Genomic DNA, 22843 nt, shown 5'->3' on the forward strand with positions numbered 1-22843 from the left:
TTTTTTCAACTTGTTAGGTCACAGGTTTCGAGTGGTTCATGACAATGAGTGGAGCCAGGCCGCACCCCCATGGACGATCAGCCATCCTTACAGCAGGGATACGCCATGTCTCGCTACCATCGACTGACCACACTCCTACCCTGCGCCGCAGCGCTACCCGCCACGCTCCTGATGCTCGGTAGCCCCACGACACAAGCGGCCTGTACGCTCAACTCCGCCCCCGGTGACAGCGCCTACACCTGCGACAGCGGTACCAGCGGCCCGCTGAATGACTCCAGCGGTGACAACACCCTGATCTTCCCGGCCAACGGGACCGGTGTGATCAATGGCAATGTCACGTTCGGTGCCGGTGCCGATCAGGTATTGATGAACTCCGGCACAATCAACGGTGCCCTGGATCAGGGCGATGGCGTCGACCGCCTGCAGATCAATCGCGGACAGGTGGGGGCGGTGTTCCAGGGCAATGGCATCGACGACTTCGTCATGAACGGCGGACAGATTCTGTCGCTGGCCCAAGGGGATGGCCGCGACACTTTTCTAATGACCGCCGGCACCATCGTCGGCGCCTTCGAGGATGGTGACGTGGCAGAGATGACCGGTGGCACCATCGGTCGTGTGGATATGAAGCTCGACAACAATATTTTCAACATGTCTGGCGGCAGCATTCTTGGCAACCTGGTCACCGCCTTTGGCAGGGATACCATTATCGTCTCCGGTGGCAGCATTGGCGGCAACATCAGCACCAGCGGCGGCGATGACAGCATCACGGTAACGGGCGGCGTGATTAGCGGACAGATTCGCGCCAGTGCAGGCAATGACAACCTCATCTGGCTCAATGGCGGTCAGATCGAATCCGCCATCCTGATGGGCGACGGCGACGACACCGCGCTGCTCGGCAACCTCGTTGAAAACCTGCTGGCTTCCACGCCGTCGGTGGATGGCGGCCTGGGTAATGACCGCCTGACCTTCGATAACACTCGCTCGGCGGTTCCCGGGCGCTATGTCGGCTGGGAATCGGTGAGCCTGGAAAACCACTCGCACTTTACCCTGGCCGGAAATTTTTTCCTCGGTGACAGCGCCAGCGCAACAGGGGTGTTTTCCATCGATGGCAGCAGCACCCTGGCCGTCAACCAAGGCGCCATTCGCCCCTACACGGCGGGCCAACTGGTCACACTGAACAATGCCGGGGTCATCGACATGACCACGGGCAGCAGCGCTGCCAGCGATTCCCTGACCGTCCACGGCAACTACGTTGGCAACAATGGCCAACTGCTCCTGCAAACCGTGCTCGGCACCGACAATTCAGCCAGTGACAAGCTCGTGGTGTCCCAAGGCACCATCAGCGGCAACACCCAGCTGGGCGTGACCAATCTCGGCGGCCTGGGGGGACTGACCCGACAGAACGGGATCGAAGTGGTGCAGGCGCAGAACGGCGCAACCAGCAGCAGCGCCGCCTTCGCCCTGAAGGGTTCATTGTCGGCGGGCGCTTACCAGTACTACCTGTTCAAGGGCGGCGTCACCGCCGGATCGGAGAACAACTGGTACCTGCGCTCGTCGGTGGTCGCAGTGCCACCGCTGACCGTACCGCCGGTGGTGCCGCCACCGGTAGTAATACCGCCAGCCCCACCGCCAATCATCCAGCCTGTACCCGTAGTGGATGTGGATGAACCGGCCGTCGAGCCACCCACTGCGCAACCCGTCGCACCGCCCGAGCCAGTGCCTGCTGCACCTGTGACAACCGTGGCCCAGGCCTCACCGACCCCGGCTGCCACCACCCCACCCATTCCTGTCGCCGTGGCTGGCGCCGAGCCGATTCCTTTGTATCGCCTGGAAGTACCGGTTTACTCAGTGGTGATTCCGGCAGCGCAATTGCTGACCTTGCAAGCACTGGGCACGTTTCACGAGCGCCAGGGTGAACAAAGCCTGTTAACCGAGACCGGCACGACTCCGGCTGGCTGGGGCCGGGTGTATGGCAGCGACCTGCAGAAAAGCTGGTCGGGCACCGCCTCGCCAAGCTTCGACGGTTCGCTGCAAGGCTTCCAGATCGGTCATGACCTATATGCCTCGCAGACCAGTGGCGGACTGTTGCAGCGGTTCGGTTTTTTCGTCGGCCAAAGCCATTTGCAAGGTGATGTCGATGGTTTTGCCGAGGGCTTCCAGAGCCGGCGCTCAGGTCGAGTGAAACTTGATAGTGATCAAGTGGGTGGCTACTGGACCTTGATTGATCCCACGGGCTGGTACCTCGACGCAGTGGCCATGTGGTCACGCCTGGACGGTGACAATCGCTCCGATCGCGGGGTGAAAATGGACACCGAAGGCCATGCCGTCGCGCTCTCGGTGGAAGCCGGTTACCCGATTCCCGTGGCGCAAGACTGGGTAGTCGAACCCCAGGTGCAGGTGATCAACCAGCGTATCGACCTGGACAAGCAGAACGACGGTATTTCCGAGGTGAAATTCGACTCACAGGATTACTGGACCGGCCGCCTAGGCGCGCGGCTCAAGGGCCGCTACATGGCTGGGGACATCCCGCTGGAACCCTACCTTCGAGCCAACCTGTGGAAGACTTTTGGCGGGTATGACACGGTGACCTATGATGATGTCGACCGAATCAAGACCGAGCATAAATCCACTTCCGCAGACTTGGGCGTGGGCCTGGTCGCTAAGCTGTCGCCCAGTGTCAGCACCTACATAAGCGCCAACTACTTGAGCAATCTGGACAGCAATGATCTGGATGGAGTCTCCGGTACTCTGGGTGTTCGCATTAGCTGGTAGCCGTGCCGAGCCTCATCAATGCATCGCAGTATCGCCCGTCAGCCGCCCGCTGACGGGCTTTTGAAAAGTTTGTGTCTGCACGACAAACTGTTTCTTTGCGGTCGCAATTGAACGCTAAGCTTGGCCTATGGATGACTCAGATTATTTACGCCTGCTGACCATCGCGGCCGAGCAAGCCAACGCGTTCCTCTCCAATGCCCGCAAATGGGAGCGTGAGCGTTGGGTATGCCAACGCCTGCTGCAAGGTTTGAATATCCCCTACCGCGCCGACGAGTTCAGTCCGGCGGGCGAACCACCGGATGTGCTGTTTCGCGAAGCAAACTTTGAAGTGTTCTTTGTGCTCGACGAAGGCCGCCGCCTCAACGACGAGTGGCGCGATGAATTGCAGCGTCGGCGCAGTGCGTTCTCACTCAGCCAGTTGGTACGCCGCGAAGCCAAGCCAAAACGCATTCCGGCCAATGAGTTTCTGATGCGACTGGCGCCGACCCTGCGCAAAAAGGCGCACAACTACAAAGAGCGCGGTATGGACCTGGGTGAACTGGACATCATTGCCTTCGCCAGCCTGAAACGCGAAGTGCTGGACCTCAACAGTCATTTTCCGCCGCCCACCGAGTATTTGCGTCAGGGCTGGCGTTCACTGTCGCTGGTCGGCCCGACGTTCGCCCGCGTGCTGTTTGCCCATCCCGATGCACCGGATTTTCTGCGCAGCAACCTGGGGCGCAGCATTGTCTTCGATGTCGGGATCAGCCTGTAGCCCACAGCAGGATGGCGCTCTCGCCAGACGAATGTTACAAAAGCGCAATCATTCCCCCGGATGACATGCACCGTTCAACGCCCGCAGACAAAACGCTGTAACGTCTGCGCATTCAGCAACGTCTATCCCTGACGAGGCCTTTATGACCAGCCGCCTGAACCCCGAAGACCAGAAGCATGTCGAAGCTTACCTGCAACTGTCCCAACACCGTGTCGAGCGCCGGCCCTTTCGGCCGTGGATGCTCCTGGTGCTGGTGCTGGCGGTGACCATTGGCCTGGGCCTGTTGAGCCGACTTATCAGTTACCTGACGCTATGAGCTGCCTGGCGCTCGCTCGGGTAAATGCACCGATTTCCTTTAGCCTTGCGAGATATCCCCATGACTCATCGTATTGTCATCGTTGGCGGCGGCGCCGGCGGTCTGGAGTTGGCTACCCGTCTGGGTAAGACTCTGGGCAAGCGTGGCACAGCCAGTGTAATGCTGGTCGACGCCAACCTGACCCATATCTGGAAGCCGCTGCTGCACGAAGTGGCCGCTGGATCCCTGAACTCTTCCGAAGACGAACTCAATTATGTCGCCCAGGCCAAATGGAACCACTTCGAGTTTCAGCTGGGGCGTATGAGCGGGCTCGATCGTGCGGGGAAGAAAATCCAGTTGGCCGCCACCTACGACGAAAACGGCCTGGAACTGGTACCCGCCCGCGAAGTGCCGTACGACTCGCTGGTAATCTCGGTGGGCAGCACCACCAATGATTTCGGCACCTTGGGCGCCGCCCAGCACTGCCTGTTCCTCGACACTCGTAAACAGGCCGAGCGTTTCCACCAGCAGTTGCTCAACCACTATTTGCGCGCCCACGCCGGTCAGAACGACGAGGTCGAGCAAATCAGTGTGGCCATTGTCGGCGCGGGTGCCACCGGTGTCGAGCTGGCCGCCGAGTTGCACAACGCCGCCCATGAGCTGGCCGCTTACGGTCTCGACCGGATCAAGCCGGAAAACATGCACATCACCCTGATCGAAGCCGGGCCGCGGGTGTTACCTGCGTTGCCGGAGCGTATCGGCGGCCCTGTGCATAAAACCCTGGAAAAACTCGGGGTGAATGTCATGACTAACGCCGCAGTCAGCGAAGTCACGGCCGACAGCCTGATCACCGCCGATGGCAAGACCATCAACGCCAGCCTGAAAGTCTGGGCGGCCGGTATACGCGCGCCGGGCTTCCTCAAGGACATCGATGGCTTGGAAACAAACCGGATCAATCAGCTCCAGGTGCTGCCGACCCTGCAAACCACCCGTGACGAGAATATTTTCGCCTTCGGTGACTGCGCGGCCTGCCCGCAGCCCGGCACCGATCGCAATGTCCCGCCCCGCGCCCAGGCCGCGCACCAGCAAGCGTCGCTGCTGGCCAAGTCGCTCAAACTGCGCATCGAGGGCAAGCCCTTGCCGAGCTACAAGTACACCGACTACGGCTCGCTGATCTCGCTGTCGCGTTTTTCGGCTGTGGGTAACTTGATGGGCAACCTGACCGGGACCGTCATGCTCGAAGGCTGGCTGGCGCGGATGTTCTACGTGTCGCTGTACCGCATGCACCAGGTGGCGCTGTACGGGCCTTTCCGTACGGCCATGTTGATGCTGGGCAGCAAGATTGGTCGGGGCACCGAGCCTCGGCTTAAGCTGCACTAAGGTCCCAGGGCCTCTTCGCTGGCGCCCGCTTGCGGCTTGCCAGCGAAGCTTCTCATGGACGCCACAAAAATCCGGAACAAAAAAAATCCCCGTATCTTTCGATACGAGGATTTTTAATATGGTCGGGGTAAGGGGATTCGAACTCCTGACATCCTGCTCCCAAAGCAGGCGCGCTACCGGACTGCGCTATACCCCGGTAAAAAAAAGGCACCCTTGAAGGCGCCTTCTTCGATCAGCGCTTTTGGCCTCTGATCTTAAGATTCGATCCCAGCCTAGACTGGTTTCAAAAATGGTGGGTCGTGTGGGATTCGAACCTACGACCAATTGGTTAAAAGCCAACTGCTCTACCAACTGAGCTAACGACCCAAAAATGGTCGGGGTAAGGGGATTCGAACTCCTGACATCCTGCTCCCAAAGCAGGCGCGCTACCGGACTGCGCTATACCCCGGTTTGAAATTGGCTCCGTGACCAGGACTCGAACCTGGGACCCAATGATTAACAGTCATTTGCTCTACCGACTGAGCTATCACGGAACTACACATTTCAATTACAACATTTGAAGCTTTGTTACATTCTCTTTGGCTTCTCCGTATCGCTACGTTGTTGCCTCTGAGGCGCGCTATTCTACAATCTTAAAAACCCCTGTCAACCCCTAAATTTGCTTTTAAGACAATGATTTGCGACTTCTTTCAGATTCCTTCCTGGGGAGGAGAAACCCTTGGGGTGACATACTGCGGGGCGCACTTTACAAGCCTTTTCCTTACAGTTCAACACCCTAAGAAAAAAAAGGCCCCGCAATGCGGGGCCTGTTCATTTACTGCACAACGAACGCTCAGTTGAAGACGATTTCGTCGTTGGCCACGGTGGCCTTCACGCTGCTGCCGGGTATAAAGCTGCCGGACAGGATCAACTGCGCCAACGGGTTTTCGATCCAACGCTGGATCGCTCGTTTGAGCGGCCGTGCGCCATAGACCGGGTCGTAACCCACCGCAATCAACTTATCCAGCGCCTCGCTGCTCAACTCCATCGTCAACTCACGCTCAGCCAGACGACTGCGCAGACGACCCAATTGGATCTCCGTGATGCCGGCAATCTGATCACGAGCCAGCGGCTCGAAGATCACCACTTCGTCGATCCGGTTGATAAACTCCGGACGGAAGTGCGTCGACACCGCATCCATCACCGCCGCACGTTGCGCGTCACGATCACCGACCAGTTCCTGGATCTGCACCGATCCCAGGTTGGAGGTCATTACAATCACCGTATTGCGGAAGTCCACAGTGCGGCCGTGACTATCAGTCAGGCGACCGTCTTCCAACACTTGCAACAACACGTTGAACACGTCCGGATGCGCCTTTTCGACCTCATCCAGGAGGATCACCGAATAAGGCTTGCGACGCACCGCCTCGGTCAGGTAACCACCTTCTTCATAACCGACATACCCTGGTGGTGCACCGATCAAGCGCGCCACGGAATGTTTCTCCATGAACTCGGACATGTCGATGCGCACCATCGCCTCTTCGGTATCAAAGAGGAACTCGGCCAGCGCCTTGCACAACTCGGTCTTACCCACACCGGTCGGGCCGAGGAACATGAACGAACCGCTAGGCCGGTTCGGGTCGGACAACCCGGCGCGGGAACGCCGTACCGCGTTAGCAACCGCCACCACGGCCTCGTTCTGGCCGATCACTCGTTGGTGCAACAGGCTTTCCATCTTCAGCAGCTTGTCGCGCTCACCTTCGAGCATTTTCGACACCGGGATGCCGGTCCATTTCGACACGACTTCGGCAATCTCTTCTTCCGTCACCTTGCTGCGCAGCAACTGGTTCTCACTCTTGCCGTGCTGGTCGACCATTTGCAGGCTGCGCTCCAGGTCCGGGATCACCCCGTACTGCAACTCGGCCATGCGATTCAGGTCACCTTTGCGGCGAGCAGTTTCCAGCTCCTGGCGCGACTGCTCGATTTTCTGCTGGATGTGCGCAGAACCCTGCACTTCCGCTTTCTCCGAGGTCCAGATTTCCTCCAGGTCGGAATACTCGCGCTCCAGCCGGACAATCTCTTCCTGGAGTTTTTCCAGGCGCTTGATCGCCGCTTCGTCATCTTCTTTCTTCAGGGCCTGGGATTCGACCTTGAGTTGAATCAGGCGCCGCTCCAGGCGATCCAGCACTTCGGGCTTGGAGTCGATTTCCATGCGAATGCGGCTGGCCGCTTCGTCGATCAGGTCGATGGCCTTGTCCGGTAACTGCCGGTCAGTGATGTAGCGATGGCTCAACTTGGCCGCCGCAATGATCGCACCGTCTGTGATCGCCACCTTGTGGTGAACCTCGTAACGCTCTTTCAGGCCACGCAGGATAGCGATGGTATCTTCCTCGCTCGGCTCATCCACCAGCACTTTCTGGAAGCGCCGCTCGAGAGCCGCGTCCTTCTCTATATATTGGCGGTACTCGTTGAGCGTGGTCGCGCCGACGCAATGCAACTCACCCCGGGCCAGGGCCGGCTTGAGCATGTTACCGGCATCCATAGAGCCTTCGCCCTTACCGGCGCCGACCATGGTGTGCAGCTCATCGATAAACAGGATGATCTGCCCTTCCTGCTTCGACAGTTCGTTAAGTAGGCCTTTGAGGCGCTCCTCGAACTCACCGCGATACTTGGCACCGGCGATCAGCGCGCCCATATCCAGCGACAGCAGGCGCTTACCTTTGAGGCCGTCCGGCACTTCACCATTGATGATGCGCTGGGCCAGGCCTTCGGCAATCGCGGTTTTACCCACGCCGGGCTCACCGATCAACACCGGGTTGTTCTTGGTCCGGCGTTGCAGGACCTGAATGGTGCGGCGAATTTCATCGTCACGGCCAATCACCGGATCGAGCTTGCCGTCCTCGGCGCGCTTGGTCAGGTCGACGGTGTATTTATCCAGCGCCTGGCGCGACTCTTCGGCGTTCGGGTCATTCACCGCTTCGCCGCCACGCAGGTTATTGATCGCATTTTCCAGGGCCTTCTTGCTCACGCCCTGGCCCAGCAACAACTTGCCGAGCTTGCTGTTCTCGTCCATGGCGGCCAGCAGCACCAGCTCACTGGAAATGAACTGGTCACCTTTCTGCTGGGCCAGGCGATCGGCCTGGTTAAGCAGGCGCGCCAAGTCCTGCGACATGTTCACGTCGCCGGTGGGATTCTGGATTTTTGGCAATTGGTCGAGCTCTTTGCTCAACGCCGTGCGCAGGCTGTTGACGTCGAAGCCTACTTGCATCAGCAATGGCTTGATCGAGCCGCCCTGCTGTTCAAGCAGCGCTTGCATCAGGTGCGCAGGCTCGATGCCCGGATGATCGAGGCCAACGGCCAGGGATTGGGCATCGGATAAGGCTAACTGTAATTTACTGGTTAAACGATCTATACGCATGAGTCACCTTCCTTTTGAGCAGGCCGGAGCGATGGACACACCTAAATAGAGAAGCCTGCCAGATACCCCACTAGATGCGGTCGATTCTGGAAGATTCAAGGCAACCGGCGTTGATGCAGGTCAGAAGAGTCTAGCGTTCGAGCCAGATAAGAGAGGCGAATCGACCGGTGCGAGGCGCACGTCGGTAGGAAAAGAAGCGCGGATCGGTCACGGTGCAGAATCCGCCGCCGTAAACCGCCGTGATGCCGCGGGCAGCCAGGCGCACACGCGCCAACTGATAGATGTCGGCCAGGTACTTGCCGGCGTTGTGGCTCGGGACGAAAGCCTGTTCGGATTGCGGATGCTGCGCCATAAAGGCTTCACGCACTTCGGCGCCGACCTCAAAGGCTTGCGGGCCAATGGCCGGGCCGAGCCAGGCCAGCACGTTCGACGGCTCCGCGGCCAGACAGTCGAGGGTCGCTTCCAGCACACCGGCCGCCAGCCCTCGCCAACCGGCGTGGGCTGCAGCCACGCGGCTGCCGGCGCGGTCACAGAACAACACCGGCAGGCAGTCCGCAGTCATCGCCGCGCAGGCGATGCCTGGCGTATCCGTCCAACTGGCGTCGGCGGTGGCCACCACTGCCGGATCGGCATGCGCCACGGCAATGCCATGCACTTGCTGTAACCAGGCGGGCTGGATGGCGAAATGATCGGTGAGACGACGGCGATTCTCGGCGACGTGTGCCGGGTTGTCGTCAACGTGATCGCCGAGATTGAGGCTGTCGAACGGCGCCAGACTGACGCCGCCCGCACGGGTGGTGACACAGGCTTTGACCCCGTCCGGCGCGGGCCAGTCAGGAATCAGCCAGTCACTCATCCGATGAACGCCTCGCGGTCTTGCTTGAGCAGGGTCAGCAGCCAGACGAAATCTTCCGGCAATGGCGATTCCCAGCTCATGCGCTGACCGGTGGTCGGATGATCCAGTTCCAGGAAACGCGCATGCAGCGCCTGACGCGGGAAATGCTTCAGCGATTCGACCATGGTCACACTGGCGGCCGGCGGAATGCGGAAACGACCGCCGTAGGCCGGGTCGCCGACCAACGGGAAGTTGATGTGGGCCATGTGCACGCGAATCTGGTGGGTGCGGCCGGTTTCCAGCTTGACCCGCACATGGGTGTGGGAGCGGAAACGCTCGAGCACGCGATAGTGGCTGACCGCCTGCTTACCACCTTCCATCACCGCCATGCGCTGGCGTTGCTGGCCGTGGCGACCGATCGGGGCATTGATCTTGCCTCCGGCCGTCACTACGCCGATCACGATGCATTCGTAGATCCGGCTGACACTGCGGCTCTGCAACTGGGTAACCAGTTGCGTCTGCGCCTGGATCGTTTTGGCCACCACCATCAGACCGGTGGTGTCCTTGTCCAGGCGGTGGACAATGCCGGCACGCGGGACATTAATAATGTCCGGCACGTGGTGCAGCAAGGCATTGAGCAAGGTGCCATCGGCGTGCCCGGCGGCAGGATGCACCACCAGCCCGGCAGGCTTGTTGATCACCAGGATGTCGTCATCTTCATAGACGATGTCCAGGGCGATGTCCTGGGCGACCCATTCTCCCTGGGCTTCCTGCTCGGCAGTCAACTCGAGGATGGAGCCACCATAGACCATGTCTCGCGGGCGGATGACCGCTCCATCCACAGTCAGGCGGCCGTCTTTGATCCAGGCGGAAAGGCGCGAGCGCGAGTGCTCAGCGAATAATTGTGCGGCGACTTGATCGAGGCGTTGGCCGCCCAATTCGGACGGCACCTCTGCGCGAAGTTCAATTTTATCGGACATGCTCAGACTAGGCGTCGGCACAGCCTTTGGTTTCGGCTGCGCGCTTGTGGTTAAATACGGCGTCTTTTGCCCCGAGGCTTTCCAACGGGGTGCTCATCATAACAGGACGGCCCCGCCCAAGACAGCGGCCGTCATAGGGACGCAAGCCGCCATGCAAGTGAAACACCTGCTGCTGATCGCCATCCTCGCATTGACCGCTGCTTGCTCGTCGAAGGAAGTCGTAGACGAAAACCTCAGCGAAGTCGAGCTGTACCAGCAGGCTCAGACCGACCTGGACAATAATAGCTACACTGCGGCCACAGCCAAGCTGAAGGCTCTGGAGTCGCGTTATCCGTTCGGTCGCTATGCGGACCAGGCCCAGCTTGAACTGATTTATGCGAACTACAAGAACGCCGAGCCAGAAGCTGCCAAGTCGGCTGCCGAGCGCTTCATTCGCCTGCACCCACAACACCCGAACGTCGATTACGCCTATTACCTCAAGGGCCTGACTTCGTTCGATCAGGACGTTGGCCTGCTGGCGCGCTTCCTGCCGCTGGACATGACCAAGCGTGACCCGGGTGCTGCACGTGACTCGTACAACGAATTCGCCCAGCTCACCAGCCGCTATCCCAATAGCCGCTACGCGCCTGACGCCAAGCAGCGGATGATTTACCTGCGCAACCTGCTGGCTTCCTACGAAATCCACGTCGCCCACTACTACCTGACTCGCCAGGCCTATGTGGCAGCGGCCAACCGTGGTCGTTATGTGGTGGAAAACTTCCAGGAAACCCCATCGGTCGGCGACGGCCTGGCTGTGATGGTTGAGGCCTACCAGCGCCTGCATCTGGACGAATTGGCCAGCACCAGCCTGGAAACCCTCAAGCTGAACTACCCGAATCACCCAAGCCTGGTCGACGGCCAGTTTGTCCCGACCGTCGCCGAAGCCGACAACCGCTCTTGGCTGAGCAAGGCGACCCTGGGCCTGATCGAGTCCCGCCCACCGCTGCCACCGGGTGAGACTCGCGCCAACCAGGACATCATGAAGCAGTACCAGGATGCCAAGGACGCCATTCCCGCCGAGCTCAAGCCGAAGGACAGCGACGCGGTCGAAGAAGAAGAGCATGAAGCGGCAGGCTCCAACGATGACCGCTCCTGGTTCAGCTACATGACGTTCGGCGTGTTCGACTGATACCGCCGTCACGTAAAAGGGAGACTTTCGAGTCTCCCTTTTTTATTTCCGCTGTTTTACTGGACTGTGCGCTGGGTCAGTCCTTGGCTACACTGCGCAATTAATCGTCGGAAAGCCGCTCACCATGCTTCGTTTACTGTTCTGGATTGCCCTGATTGCTGCTGCGGTATGGTTCTGGCGCAAATTCAAGCGCCCCGCCAACACCCACTCTCACACGCCCGGCGAGCAAAGCGCCGCACCGATGGTGCGTTGCGCCCATTGTGGCGTGCATTTGCCACGCGATCGCGCGCTGAGCCTGCAACAACAGTGGTACTGCAGCCAGGCGCACCTGGAACAGGGGCCAGGCACCCGCAACTCTTGAAAGGACCGAAGCGTCACCCAGACACTGCCACGGCAGGTGACTGACAAGGAGCATCATTCAGCCCGAGGCGGTTGTTCAACCTTGGGCCCTCAGACGTTAGCCCAAGGATGGACACAACGTTGAAGAACTCCCGGCAAAGCTTGCCCTCTCTCCCCATGCACCGACGCCTGCTCGGTGACTCGCTGCCCATGCACAGCTTGCGCAAGCAAATCGTGCAACTGGCTCGCAGCCAAGCCCCCGTTTACATCAGCGGTGAATCCGGCAGCGGCAAGGAGTTGGTTGCACGCCTGATTCATGAGCAAGGCCCACGCACCCGACAGCGTTTTGTCCCGGTCAACTGCGGTGCCATTCCGACGGAGCTGATGGAAAGCGAGTTTTTCGGCCATTGCAAAGGCAGCTTCAGCGGCGCCGTCGAAGATAAACCCGGGCTATTTCACGCCGCCAACGCCGGCACTTTGTTTCTGGACGAGGTCGCTGATTTACCGGCGAACATGCAGGTCAAGTTGCTCAGGGCCATTCAGGAGAAAGCGGTACGGCGCATTGGCGAGCAGCATGAAACGGCCATCGACACGCGAATACTCTGCGCCACCCACAAAAGCCTGGAGACAGAAGTGCTTGCCGGGCGCTTTCGCCAGGATTTGTATTACCGCTTGAATGTCATCGAGTTACGCGTGCCCTCGCTTCGCGAGCGCAGAGAGGATATCGAGGTGCTTGCACACCAAGTCCTGCAGCGACTGGCCCGGGACACTGGCCTGCCCACTGCGCAGCTGCAACCCCAAGCGCTGAAAGCGCTCAAGGACTATCGCTTCCCGGGCAATGTCCGCGAGCTGGAAAACATCCTCGAACGGGCGTATACGCTCTGTGAAAATACCCGGATTGAAGCCAGTGACTTACGCATGACGCACAGTCATTGCCCAGCAGAAAATCCAGACTTGGATGTGAGCAAAATCGATAATCTGCAGCACTATCTGGAGTCCATAGAGCGTCAGGTGTTACTCCTGACTCTCGAAGAAACCCGCTGGAATCGCACCGCGGCGGCCCAGCGCTTGAGTCTGTCGTTTCGCTCGATGCGTTATCGCCTGAAAAAACTGGGCCTGGATTGAGCCGCCGACTCAGATCCGTCCGGTCGGTGCGTAGGGCGCAGGATCTATCACCGGCTCGCGCCCCAGCAGCACATCGGCAAACAGCTGGCAGGAGGCCGGAGCCAGAACCAGGCCATTACGGTAATGTCCGCAGTTGAGCCACAGCCCCGCAAAGCCAGGCACTTCACCGATGTAAGGCACGCCCTCCGGTGAGCCCGGGCGCAATCCTGCCCAATGCCCGACCACTTCGGCCTCCGCCAGCGCCGGAATCAACTCCACCGCCGAGGCCTTGAGGCTTTGCAGTGCCTCGGCTGTCGGTGTCTTGTCGAAGCCTTGGTGCTCCAGAGTGCTGCCGATCAGAATATGCCCGTCACGACGGGGAATTGCATAACGGCCCTTGGCCAGAACCATGCTTGGCAGAAAATCCGCCGCGCACTTGTAGAGAATCATCTGGCCCTTGACCGGCTCGACGGGTAACTCCAGGCCCAGGGTCTTGAGCAAATCGCCACTCCAGGCACCAGCCGTCAGCACCACCTGTTCGGCATAAATCGCGCCCTGCGAACTTTCAACACCCAGCACCTTGTCGCCTTCACGGATAAATCCGCTGACTTCGCATTGCTCATGCAAAGTGACATTAGGCAATGCCAACAGGGCCGCCTTGAGGGATTTCACCAAACGCGGATTGCGCACGTTGGCAACGTCGGCCATGTAAATCGCCCGGGAAAACCCACCCCCCAATGCCGGCACTGCGTCATGGGTAGCGGAGATATCCACAGAACTCAGCGGACGATTTTCCCGTTTGGCCCACGCCAACGCCTCGACCTCATCCTCCAGATCCAGCCAATACAAACCCGTGGTGTGGACCTCGGGATCGATACCGGTTGTCGCAAACAAGTGCTCGCCCAGTTGCGGGTAAAAATCCTGGGACCAGTGGGCCAGCGCAGTCACCGCCTGGCTATAGCGCCATGGATAAAGCGGCGAGACGATGCCGCCTCCCGCCCACGACGACTCCTGCCCCACACTCGAGCGATCCAGCAAGGACACACTCTTGACGTGCGGAGCCAGATTGAACGCGGTCAGCAGGCCAATCACCCCGCCACCGACAATCACCACGTGCTGTTGCTCGGTCATCATCTGATCCAACAATAAGGAAGACAGCGAGCGCAAACCGCGCCCAGGAAAAGGAACTCAGCGTCCCCAGCAATCTTTACTGGTCACGTCCGCCGCCGCATTGATCATACTCATTGCGCCAGTACTGCTCAGGGTTAGATCGCCACACTTGTCAGCGGCCATGCTGGAGTCGGCTTTGCGCGCCGCCGTCAGCAGGAAAGTCTGGTCAGACAGGGTCGCAACGATGCTGTAGTGCTCATTACCAGCACTCAGCCCCGTGGCGTTGGTGTAGACATTATTTTTCGAATGAAACCGCTCGAGCAGTTGCGCCTGCTCGGTCAACAGGGCGGCAGCCTCGGTGCGATGGCTCTTCTTCACGTATTCGGTGAGCAACGGAGCGGCTATGGTCACCACAATCCCGATGATCGCAATCACAATCATGATTTCGATCAGGGTAAAACCTCGGTTGGATCTACGCATTGCTTCAACTCTCACTTACTGAATTTGGCGCCACATGATTCGCCGGCCCTGAATATCGGCCTGACCATCGGATTCGGAGGCGAGCATCTTACCGCCGATCGCAGCGCATTCGCTTGATTTGCCTTCGGTAATACGCCAACAGGCATGGATGCTTTCCAGCACGCTACGCGAGCGCCCTGCTATGCCGACAGCGGTTACCCGGTGAAGGGTCACCGGCGTCTTCGGCGGCACATTGACTGCCTGCTTGCTGACGCCGAGGTGCTGTACGCCGAAAAAACCGTTGCCCGCCGCCATCCAGGTGACGCCGGAATGGGCATTGAATCCGGCACTGGCAACGACTGAAGACTCAGCTGGCGGTGCGCACTGAATGCTATTTATGCACTCCGCCAACTGCAATCCGCCCCCCGATACCGCATTCTCTCCGATACGCAAGGCGGCTTCAGCGTCCTGGAACGACTGATTGCGCGACACTACACCCCCGGCCATTTTCTCCTGGAGCGAGGCACTCTGCATCGAAGACAAGCCGATCAGACTCAACAGCAGCAGAAATACCAGGCTCATCAGCAACGCCATACCGCGTTGCCGGCGCCTCCCCTGCAATGCCAGCTTCATCGCCATTCCTCGCTACAACAGTCGGTTGCGCAGTGCGGCAACCACATGAAAGGTTTGCTCGCTCACGCGTTGGGCTGGATCAAACAAGGTCAGGCTCAAGCGCACACTGCGTATTCGCGCAGGATCATCAGGGTTGTTGCTGTAGCTGGAGACTGCAACGTCAGTCGCGCTTGCTGCCATGCCGAAGCTGACCTCGAAATCTCTGACGTTACTGACCAGGGCGGCCGGCGTATTGCTTGAAGTCATCCGAATCTCGTTACGGAAAAACTGGTAGCTCAACTGCCGAACAGAAAATGCGACCTCACCCTCCCCTGCAATGCGGTGCTTGCTGTAGGCCGTCGCGTAGGTTTTACAGTCCGACACCACCGTCCAGGTGGGCGTACCGCCCTGATTCCCCACATTCGCTGTCACCAAAGTCAAATTGCGCGCAGCATTATCCCAACTGACCGGCATCCTGCGGTGGACACTGAATGCAGCCCCCTCACTGGCATCGGCGATCTCCTCCAGACAACCAAACATCCCCACCATACGAATGTCCTGGATCATTTTGCTCAGAGCAAAGCGCGCATCCTCCTGCATGCTCGCCGACGCACGCTGGCTGAGATGGGTACTTTTCGCCGCGATGAAAACCTGCGCCACGCCCAGCACCAGCATCAAACTGATGGCCAGCGCTAACATCAGCTCGATCAGACTGAATCCCCGACTCAAACGTCTCATGGAGTGGCAGCCGCAGTACGGCTACTGACTTCGAGAATGCGGCGACTGTTGCCAGCACCCGCGGCGCGCGAGTCATCCCACTCGATACGGATGCTGTACATCTGCTCGCCCTGCCTGACCCGGCCAGTGGCGCTGGCTCCGCCGAAGCTTTCGATATTGGCGGTGAAGTCACGCAGGTCCTGATCCAGTACGCCGGTGCTGGCACGAATGCGGTCCAGCATGTCGTAGGCAATGAAACTGGCCTGAGTGGTCATCAGCGAGCTATCGGTGTACTTCAGCGCATTGAGCTGAACGGCCGCAGACCCCAATAGACCCGCACTCAGAATCAATAGCGCCACCAGCACTTCAATCAAAGTCATGCCGTCCTGTGCATGCATAGCTTTCGTCCCTGGGTTGCGTCCACGTCATTGCGAAAGGTCAGTCACGAGGTTAGTGGCCGTCGCGCGTTGCCGCCCGGCACAGGAACAACCAGCAATACATTCACTGACCTTCGAGCCATGAAACCTTTTGCAAGATGATCGATCGAGCGCTTGTGCGATCAGCAACTAGGGTTAGCCACCACAGCAATGGAAACGCCCTCCAGGGAAGGAGACCGCATGGTGCAAAAAGGTTTTGGCCTGATCGAAATGCTGACGGTGCTGGCCATCACGGCTATCGCCCTGCAGCTCGCCGGCCCTGTATTCGCCGAGTACACACAATCGCAACGCCGGGAAAATGCTGCCAACGTCTTGGCCAGCGGCTTGCGCAGCGCACGTACCGAGGCCCTGATGCGTAATCAAGCGGTGGTGGTGCATGCCTTGAATGATGATTGGGGCCAGGGTTGGCGGGTCATTCTGGATGTCAGCGGGCGTGGTCATCTTGATCCCGACAATCCAATGCTGCTGCAACGCCAGACGGGGGTACCGGTGAAGATCGCGGGCAATCAACCGGTGAGGCGCCACGTGCGATTCAGCAGCCTCGGTGAACCGCTGTTTCCTGGGGGAGGATTTCAGGCAGGAACACTATTCATCTGCGCATCGCGCGCAGCGATCACCCATCATCAAGTCGTGCTGTCGAAAACCGGGCGTGTCAGCCTGCGGCACGACAAGGCGGAGCACGCCTTGTGTGCATCAGGCAATACCTCAGGGCAAGGTACGAACGCGCAGTTCCTTGGGCATCGAGAACGTAATGTTTTCCTCACGACCCGCCAGCTCATCAGCGCCCGTCGCGCCCCAGGCGTGCAACTGCTCGATCACGCCACGCACCAGCACTTCCGGGGCCGACGCACCGGCCGTGATGCCGATCCGCTGGACGCCATCGAACCAGCTGCGTTGCATGTCCTCGGCGCCATCGATCAGGTAGGCCGGGGTCGCCATGCGCTCAGCCAGCTCACGTAGACGGTTGGAGTTGGAGCTGTTCGGGCTGCCGACCACCAACACCACGTCACACTCATCAGCCAGTTGCTTGACGGCATCCTGGCGGTTTTGCGTGGCGTAGCAGATGTCATCCTTGCGCGGACCGCCAATGGCCGGAAAGCGTGTGCGCAGGGCGTCGATCACCCGACTGGTGTCATCCATCGACAAAGTGGTCTGCGTGACGAATGCAAGCCTGTCCGGGTTGTGCACTTGCAGCGCAGCCACGTCTTTTTCGTCTTCGACCAGGTAGATCGCGCCACCATTGCTGGCGTCGTACTGCCCCATGGTGCCTTCGACTTCCGGGTGACCGGCGTGGCCAATCAGGATGCATTCACGCCCGTCACGGCTGTAGCGCGCAACCTCGATATGCACCTTGGTCACCAATGGGCAGGTGGCATCGAACACTTTCAGGCCGCGACCTGCGGCTTCGCTGCGAACCGCCTGGGACACACCGTGAGCACTGAAAATCACGATGACGTCATCCGGCACCTGATCCAGTTCCTCGACGAAAATCGCTCCCCGTGCACGCAAATCTTCAACCACGAACTTGTTGTGTACCACTTCGTGGCGCACGTAGATCGGCGGCCCGAAGACCTCCAGGGCGCGGTTGACGATTTCGATTGCCCGGTCAACACCGGCGCAGAAGCCACGGGGATTGGCGAGTTTGATTTGCATGTGTGCCTCGTGTCTTGCGCGCAAAAACAATGAAAAACGACTTTAAAGCGCTTTAACGGAAATGATTTCCACGTCAAAGGTCAAGGTCTTGCCAGCCAACGGGTGATTGAAGTCGATGGTCACTTGCGCGTCATCGAACTCTTTCACTACACCTGGCAACTCAGTATTGGCCGCGTCGTTGAAGATCACCAGCAAGCCCGGCGACAGGTCCATGTCCTGGAACTGCGAGCGCGGGATGATCTGCACGTTTTGCGGGTTGGGCTGGCCAAAGGCACGCTCAGGCTCGATGCTCAGTGTGCGCTTGTCGCCGGCCTTGAAACCGAAAAGTGCCGCTTCGAAGCCCGGCAGCAAGTTGCCATCACCCACCTTGAAAGTCGCCGGAGCCTTGTCGAAAGTGCTGTCGACCGTATCGCCGTTCTCCAGGCGCAATGCGAAATGCAAAGTGACTTCCGTGTTCTGACCGATACGTTGCTCGATCAATACCTGTTCAGTCATGTACGGCTTCTCCGGTTTTCTTGGTTTTGAACATATCCAGCGCGAGCATCACCGCACCAACGGTGATGGCACTGTCGGCAAAGTTAAACGCCGGGAAATACCAGCGGTTCTGCCAGTGCACCAGAATGAAATCGATCACATGCCCCAGGGCAATGCGGTCGTAAAGATTGCCCAGCGCACCACCGAGCACCAAAGCCAGCGCAACCGCCAGCCAGGTGTCGTTGCGCCCCAGGCGCTTGAGCCAGACCACCAGCACGCCACTGACCACGATCGCAATCAGAGCAAACAGCCAGCGCTGCCAGCCGGAGCTGTCAGCCAGGAAGCTGAAGGCGGCACCGGTGTTGTAGGCCAGGGTCCAGCTGAAATAATCGGGAATGACCACGATTTGCTGGTACATGGTTAGCGAGCCTTCGAAGTAGAACTTGCTGGCCTGGTCGATGACCAGGACCAGCAAGCTCAACCAGAGCCAGCCCAACCGTCCGAAACGGCCAGAGGCATCAGGCATAGTGGCGAACCTCGCCAGTGCCACTGATGTTATCGACGCAACGACCGCAGATTTCCGGATGCTCCGGATTCACACCAACGTCTTCACGGCAGTGCCAGCAACGGGCGCACTTGGCGTGGCTCGATTTCACCACCTGCAGCTTCAGACCGCTGACTTCGGTGACCACGGCATCGGCCGGAGCTTGCACCAGTGGGGCGACGGTCGCGGTCGAGGTGATCAGCACGAAGCGCAGTTCATTGCTCAATTTAGCCAGGTCGGCGCTCAGCGCTTCTTCGGCGAACAAGGTCACTTCGGCTTGCAGGTTGCCACCCACCGCCTTGGCTGCGCGCTGGATTTCCATTTCCTTGTTCACGGCAACCTTGACCGCCATGATCCGATCCCAATAGGCACGATCCAACTCGAAACCTTCCGGCAGCTCGCTCAAGCCTTCATACCAGGTGTTAAGCATCACCGATTCATTACGCTCGCCCGGCAGGTATTGCCACAACTCGTCGGCGGTGAAGGCCAGGATCGGCGCGATCCAGCGCACCAGCGCTTCGCTGATGTGGAACAGCGCGGTCTGCGCCGAGCGGCGAGCCTTGCTGTTGGCGCCGGTGGTGTACTGACGGTCCTTGATGATGTCGAGGTAGAAACCACCCAACTCCTGCACGCAGAAGTTGTGGATCTTCGAGTAGACGTTCCAGAAACGGTACTCGCCGTAGTGCTCTTGCAGTTCACGTTGCAGCAGCAGGGTACGATCCACGGCCCAACGGTCCAGCGCGAGCATCTCTTCAGCTGGCAGGATATCGGTAGCTGGGTTGAAACCGCTCAGGTTGGACAGCAGGAAGCGCGCGGTATTACGGATGCGCCGGTAGGCATCCGCACTGCGTTGCAGGATCTGCTCGGAAACCGCCATCTCGCCCGAGTAGTCGGTGGAGGCTACCCACAGGCGCATGATGTCGGCGCCCAGGGTGTCGTTGACCTTTTGCGGCGCAATTACGTTGCCCAGGGACTTGGACATCTTGCGGCCGGACTCGTCGACGGTGAAGCCGTGGGTCAGCAACTCACGATACGGTGCGTGGTTGTCGATGGCGCAACCGGTCAGCAGCGACGAGTGGAACCAACCGCGGTGCTGGTCAGAACCTTCGAGGTACAGGTCGGCACGCGGGCCGGTCTCGTGACCCATCGGGTGCGAACCGCGCAGCACGTGCCAGTGCGTGGTACCCGAGTCGAACCAGACGTCCAGGGTGTCGCTGATCTTGTCGTACTGTGGCGCTTCGTCGCCCAGCAGCTCGGCAGCATCCATCTTGAACCAGGCTTCGATGCCTTCGACTTCAACGCGCTTGGCGACTTCTTCCATCAGCTCGACGGTACGCGGATGCAGCTCGCCGCTTTCCTTGTTCAGGAAGAACGGGATCGGCACGCCCCAGTTACGCTGGCGGGAGATGCACCAGTCCGGACGGTTGGCAATCATCGAGTGCAGGCGCGCCTGGCCCCAGGCCGGGACGAACTTGGTCTCTTCGATGGCCTTGATCGAGCGCTGGCGCAGGGTGTCGCCGGAGGTCGGCTGCTTGTCCATACCGATGAACCACTGCGCGGTGGCGCGGTAGATCAGCGGGGTCTTGTGGCGCCAGCAGTGCATGTAGCTGTGTTCGATGATGGTGGTGTGCAGCAGCGCACCGACTTCGGTCAGCTTATCGACGATAGCCGGGTTGGCTTTCCAGATGAACTGGCCGCCGAAGAACTCCAGCGAAGGTGCGTACACGCCATTGCTCTGGACCGGATTGAGGATGTCGTCGTTGACCATGCCGTATTTCTTGCAGGTCACGAAGTCGTCAACGCCATAGGCTGGAGCGGAGTGAACCACGCCGGTGCCGGCGCCCAGCTCGACGTAGTCGGCCAGATACACCGGCGACAGACGATCGTAGAACGGATGACGGAAATTGATCAGTTCCAGCGCCGAACCGGTGGCAGTGGCAATCACCGAGCCTTGCAGCGAATAGCGCGCCAGGCACGACTCTACCAGCTCTTCAGCCAGCACCAGCAGCTTGTCGCCGGCATCAACCAGGGCGTAGGTGAACTCCGGGTGCACGTTCAGCGCCTGGTTGGCCGGGATGGTCCACGGGGTGGTGGTCCAGATCACGATGGAAGCCGGCTTGGTCAGCGAAGGCAGACCGAACGCTGCGGCCAGCTTGGCCTCGTCGGCGATCGGGAAGGCGACGTCGATGGTCGAGGACTTCTTGTTCTCGTACTCGACTTCCGCTTCGGCCAATGCCGAGCCGCAGTCGAAGCACCAGTTCACTGGCTTGAGGCCCTTGAACACGAAGCCACCCTTGACGATTTCCGCCAGGGCGCGGATTTCGCCGGCCTCGTTCTTGAAGTCCATGGTTTTGTAGGGGTTGGCGAAATCGCCCAACACGCCGAGACGGATGAATTCGGATTTCTGCCCTTCAATCTGCTCGGTGGCGTAGGCACGGCACAGTTCGCGGGTTTTGTCCGCGCCCAGGTTCTTGCCGTGGGTCACTTCGACTTTATGCTCGATCGGCAGGCCATGGCAGTCCCAGCCCGGGACATAAGGCGCGTCGAAGCCCGCCAGGGTCTTCGAGCGGATGATCATGTCCTTGAGAATCTTGTTCAGTGCGTGACCGATATGAATGGTGCCGTTGGCGTACGGAGGGCCGTCGTGCAATACGAACTTCGGACGATCCTTGCCAATCTCGCGCAACTTTCCGTACAGGCCAATGCTGTCCCAGCGCTGCAGAATCTGCGGTTCGCGCTGAGGCAGGCCGGCCTTCATTGGGAAGGCGGTGTCCGGAAGGTTAAGCGTGGCTTTATAGTCGGTCATTTAAGGCTCTTAATTAGCGATTGGCGCTAGGTGCGGCTAATGCACGGGCGGCGGCGACATCCGCGTTGATCGCCGTTTTCAGTGCCTCCAGAGAGGCAAAACGCTGCTCTTCGCGCAGCTTCTGGTGGAAAACCACCGTCAAACGCCGGTCATACAGATCGCCGGCAAAATCTAGAAGATGAACTTCAAGGTGGGCCTTGCCATCACCTTGGACCGTAGGCCGTACGCCGATATTGGCGACGCCGGGCCAGGTCTTGCCGTCGATCTGCACATCGACCAGGTAAACCCCGGTGAACGGCACGCGACGACGCTTGAGTTGAATATTGGCAGTGGGTGTACCCAGCTGCCGGGCCAGTTTCTGCCCATGCAGCACACGCCCGGCGATTCGGTACGGGCGCCCAAGCAGGCGTTCAGCCAAGGCAAAGTCGGCAGCGGCCAAGGCGTTACGCACCTGGGTGCTGCTGACTCGAATACCGTCCAGTTCGACGGTTTGCGCCGCTTCAACGGTGAAACCGTGAACCTGACCGGCCTGCAGCAGGAAATCGAAATCGCCCAATCGGTCGCAGCCGAAGCGGAAGTCGTCACCGACCTCCAGGTGCTTGACGCCGAGGCCGTCCACCAGAATGGTGTCGACGAACTCACTCGCGCTCAGCTTGCTCAGGCGTTGATTGAACGCCAGGCACAACACCCGGTCGACCCCCTCGTCTGCCAGCAACTGCAATTTGTCGCGCAACCGGGCCAGGCGTGCCGGTGCAGTGTCGGGGGCAAAGAATTCCCGCGGCTGCGGTTCGAAAATCACCACGCAGCTGGGTACGCCCAACTCAAGCGCACGTTCACGCAGCCGACCCAGGATAGCCTGGTGACCACGGTGAACACCGTCAAAGTTGCCAATAGTGGCGACGCAGCCCCGATGCTGGGGGCGCAGATTGTGGAGGCCTCGAACCAGCTGCATAACGCGCTTCTTGCTCATAAAGTGGTCGATTATAACCACACCCGGCGGCCGACGA

Annotated in this window: 18 protein-coding genes, 4 tRNA genes and 3 pseudogenes; 8 read left to right on the forward strand and 17 right to left on the reverse strand. The window is 59.6% G+C overall.

Annotated features, from left to right (window positions below; genetic code table 11):
• Positions 1 to 171: 171 nt before the first annotated feature.
• From KW062_RS25185 to KW062_RS25200, 4 genes are all read left to right on the forward strand, one after another.
• On the forward strand, positions 172 to 2772 hold the full coding sequence (locus KW062_RS25185) for an autotransporter family protein (protein WP_256351150.1): 2601 nt from the start codon (positions 172 to 174) through the stop codon (positions 2770 to 2772).
• Between the two features lie 127 nt (positions 2773 to 2899).
• On the forward strand, positions 2900 to 3526 hold the full coding sequence (locus KW062_RS25190) for a DUF1780 domain-containing protein (RefSeq protein ID WP_027617867.1): 627 nt from the start codon (positions 2900 to 2902) through the stop codon (positions 3524 to 3526).
• Between the two features lie 142 nt (positions 3527 to 3668).
• On the forward strand, positions 3669 to 3842 hold the full coding sequence (locus KW062_RS25195; protein WP_033866070.1) for a DUF3094 family protein: 174 nt from the start codon (positions 3669 to 3671) through the stop codon (positions 3840 to 3842).
• Positions 3843 to 3902: 60 nt separating this feature from the next.
• The gene (locus KW062_RS25200; RefSeq protein WP_027617866.1) at positions 3903 to 5201 is read left to right on the forward strand and encodes an NAD(P)/FAD-dependent oxidoreductase; all 1299 of its coding nucleotides are present in this window, start codon (positions 3903 to 3905) and stop codon (positions 5199 to 5201) included.
• Positions 5202 to 5320: 119 nt separating this feature from the next.
• Here KW062_RS25200 and KW062_RS25205 read toward each other — a convergent pair.
• The 7 genes from KW062_RS25205 to rluD all read right to left on the reverse strand — a co-directional run bounded on the left by KW062_RS25205 (position 5321) and on the right by rluD (position 10413).
• Positions 5321 to 5397: transfer RNA gene (locus KW062_RS25205), tRNA-Pro, on the reverse strand.
• A gap of 94 nt (positions 5398 to 5491) precedes the next feature.
• A tRNA-Lys gene (locus tag KW062_RS25210) sits at positions 5492 to 5567 on the reverse strand.
• A 5-nt stretch (positions 5568 to 5572) separates the two neighbouring features.
• A tRNA-Pro gene (locus KW062_RS25215) sits at positions 5573 to 5649 on the reverse strand.
• Between the two features lie 9 nt (positions 5650 to 5658).
• Positions 5659 to 5734: transfer RNA gene (locus KW062_RS25220), tRNA-Asn, on the reverse strand.
• A 299-nt stretch (positions 5735 to 6033) separates the two neighbouring features.
• The gene (gene clpB, locus KW062_RS25225) at positions 6034 to 8598 is read right to left on the reverse strand and encodes an ATP-dependent chaperone ClpB (protein ID WP_105754464.1); all 2565 of its coding nucleotides are present in this window, start codon (positions 8596 to 8598) and stop codon (positions 6034 to 6036) included.
• A 130-nt stretch (positions 8599 to 8728) separates the two neighbouring features.
• Positions 8729 to 9454 (reverse strand): peptidoglycan editing factor PgeF, encoded by a 726-nt coding sequence (gene pgeF, locus KW062_RS25230; RefSeq protein ID WP_027617864.1) that lies wholly within the window; start codon positions 9452 to 9454, stop codon positions 8729 to 8731.
• Positions 9451 to 10413 carry a 23S rRNA pseudouridine(1911/1915/1917) synthase RluD gene (gene rluD, locus KW062_RS25235; RefSeq protein ID WP_027617863.1) on the reverse strand — a complete coding sequence of 321 codons (963 nt, stop codon included), beginning with the start codon at positions 10411 to 10413 and terminating at the stop codon, positions 9451 to 9453. Before rluD ends, pgeF begins: the two co-directional genes overlap by 4 nt.
• 151 nt (positions 10414 to 10564) lie before the next feature.
• Here rluD and KW062_RS25240 point away from each other — a divergent pair, with 151 nt between their 5' ends.
• From KW062_RS25240 to KW062_RS25250, 3 genes and pseudogenes are all read left to right on the forward strand, one after another.
• Positions 10565 to 11581 carry an outer membrane protein assembly factor BamD gene (locus KW062_RS25240; protein ID WP_027617862.1) on the forward strand — a complete coding sequence of 339 codons (1017 nt, stop codon included), beginning with the start codon at positions 10565 to 10567 and terminating at the stop codon, positions 11579 to 11581.
• 124 nt (positions 11582 to 11705) lie between these two features.
• Positions 11706 to 11942: a PP0621 family protein gene (locus KW062_RS25245; RefSeq protein WP_027617861.1), complete on the forward strand. Its 237-nt coding sequence runs from the start codon at positions 11706 to 11708 to the stop codon at positions 11940 to 11942.
• Positions 11943 to 12100: 158 nt separating this feature from the next.
• Positions 12101 to 13045, forward strand: a pseudogene (locus KW062_RS25250) (sigma-54 interaction domain-containing protein); the annotation flags it as partial.
• A gap of 9 nt (positions 13046 to 13054) precedes the next feature.
• Here KW062_RS25250 and thiO read toward each other — a convergent pair.
• The 5 genes and pseudogenes from thiO to pilV all read right to left on the reverse strand — a co-directional run bounded on the left by thiO (position 13055) and on the right by pilV (position 16320).
• On the reverse strand, positions 13055 to 14155 hold the full coding sequence (thiO, locus tag KW062_RS25255) for a glycine oxidase ThiO (protein WP_027617860.1): 1101 nt from the start codon (positions 14153 to 14155) through the stop codon (positions 13055 to 13057).
• A 57-nt stretch (positions 14156 to 14212) separates the two neighbouring features.
• On the reverse strand, positions 14213 to 14614 hold the full coding sequence (locus KW062_RS25260) for a type IV pilin protein (protein ID WP_105754463.1): 402 nt from the start codon (positions 14612 to 14614) through the stop codon (positions 14213 to 14215).
• Positions 14615 to 14755: 141 nt separating this feature from the next.
• Positions 14756 to 15226, reverse strand: a pseudogene (locus tag KW062_RS25265) (pilus assembly PilX family protein); the annotation flags it as partial.
• A 12-nt stretch (positions 15227 to 15238) separates the two neighbouring features.
• Positions 15239 to 15943, reverse strand: coding sequence for a PilW family protein (locus KW062_RS25270; RefSeq protein ID WP_105754461.1), 705 nt, complete (start codon positions 15941 to 15943; stop codon positions 15239 to 15241).
• Positions 15940 to 16320 (reverse strand): type IV pilus modification protein PilV, encoded by a 381-nt coding sequence (gene pilV, locus KW062_RS25275; RefSeq protein ID WP_105754460.1) that lies wholly within the window; start codon positions 16318 to 16320, stop codon positions 15940 to 15942. The genes KW062_RS25270 and pilV overlap by 4 nt, the downstream gene beginning before the upstream one ends.
• Before the next feature lie 249 nt (positions 16321 to 16569).
• Between pilV and KW062_RS25280 the strand changes: the two are divergent.
• Positions 16570 to 16947 (forward strand): annotated as a pseudogene (locus KW062_RS25280) (GspH/FimT family pseudopilin); the annotation flags it as partial.
• Positions 16948 to 17064: 117 nt separating this feature from the next.
• Here the strand turns inward: KW062_RS25280 and ispH are convergent.
• The 5 genes from ispH to ribF are packed head-to-tail and all read right to left on the reverse strand — an operon-like array spanning position 17065 to position 22788.
• On the reverse strand, positions 17065 to 18012 hold the full coding sequence (ispH, locus tag KW062_RS25285; RefSeq protein ID WP_027617855.1) for a 4-hydroxy-3-methylbut-2-enyl diphosphate reductase: 948 nt from the start codon (positions 18010 to 18012) through the stop codon (positions 17065 to 17067).
• Between the two features lie 42 nt (positions 18013 to 18054).
• Positions 18055 to 18507, reverse strand: a complete 453-nt coding sequence (gene fkpB / locus KW062_RS25290; protein ID WP_027617854.1) for an FKBP-type peptidyl-prolyl cis-trans isomerase — start codon at positions 18505 to 18507, stop codon at positions 18055 to 18057.
• On the reverse strand, positions 18500 to 19012 hold the full coding sequence (gene lspA, locus KW062_RS25295) for a signal peptidase II (protein WP_027617853.1): 513 nt from the start codon (positions 19010 to 19012) through the stop codon (positions 18500 to 18502). Before lspA ends, fkpB begins: the two co-directional genes overlap by 8 nt.
• Entirely contained in the window at positions 19005 to 21836 is a 2832-nt protein-coding gene (gene ileS, locus KW062_RS25300; protein ID WP_027617852.1) for an isoleucine--tRNA ligase, read from the reverse strand. The genes lspA and ileS overlap by 8 nt, the downstream gene beginning before the upstream one ends.
• Before the next feature lie 13 nt (positions 21837 to 21849).
• The gene (gene ribF / locus KW062_RS25305) at positions 21850 to 22788 is read right to left on the reverse strand and encodes a bifunctional riboflavin kinase/FAD synthetase (protein ID WP_027617851.1); all 939 of its coding nucleotides are present in this window, start codon (positions 22786 to 22788) and stop codon (positions 21850 to 21852) included.
• Positions 22789 to 22843: the final 55 nt, after the last annotated feature.

Origin of the sequence: Pseudomonas fluorescens, from assembly GCF_019212185.1 — a bacterium.
Lineage (GTDB): Bacteria > Pseudomonadota > Gammaproteobacteria > Pseudomonadales > Pseudomonadaceae > Aquipseudomonas.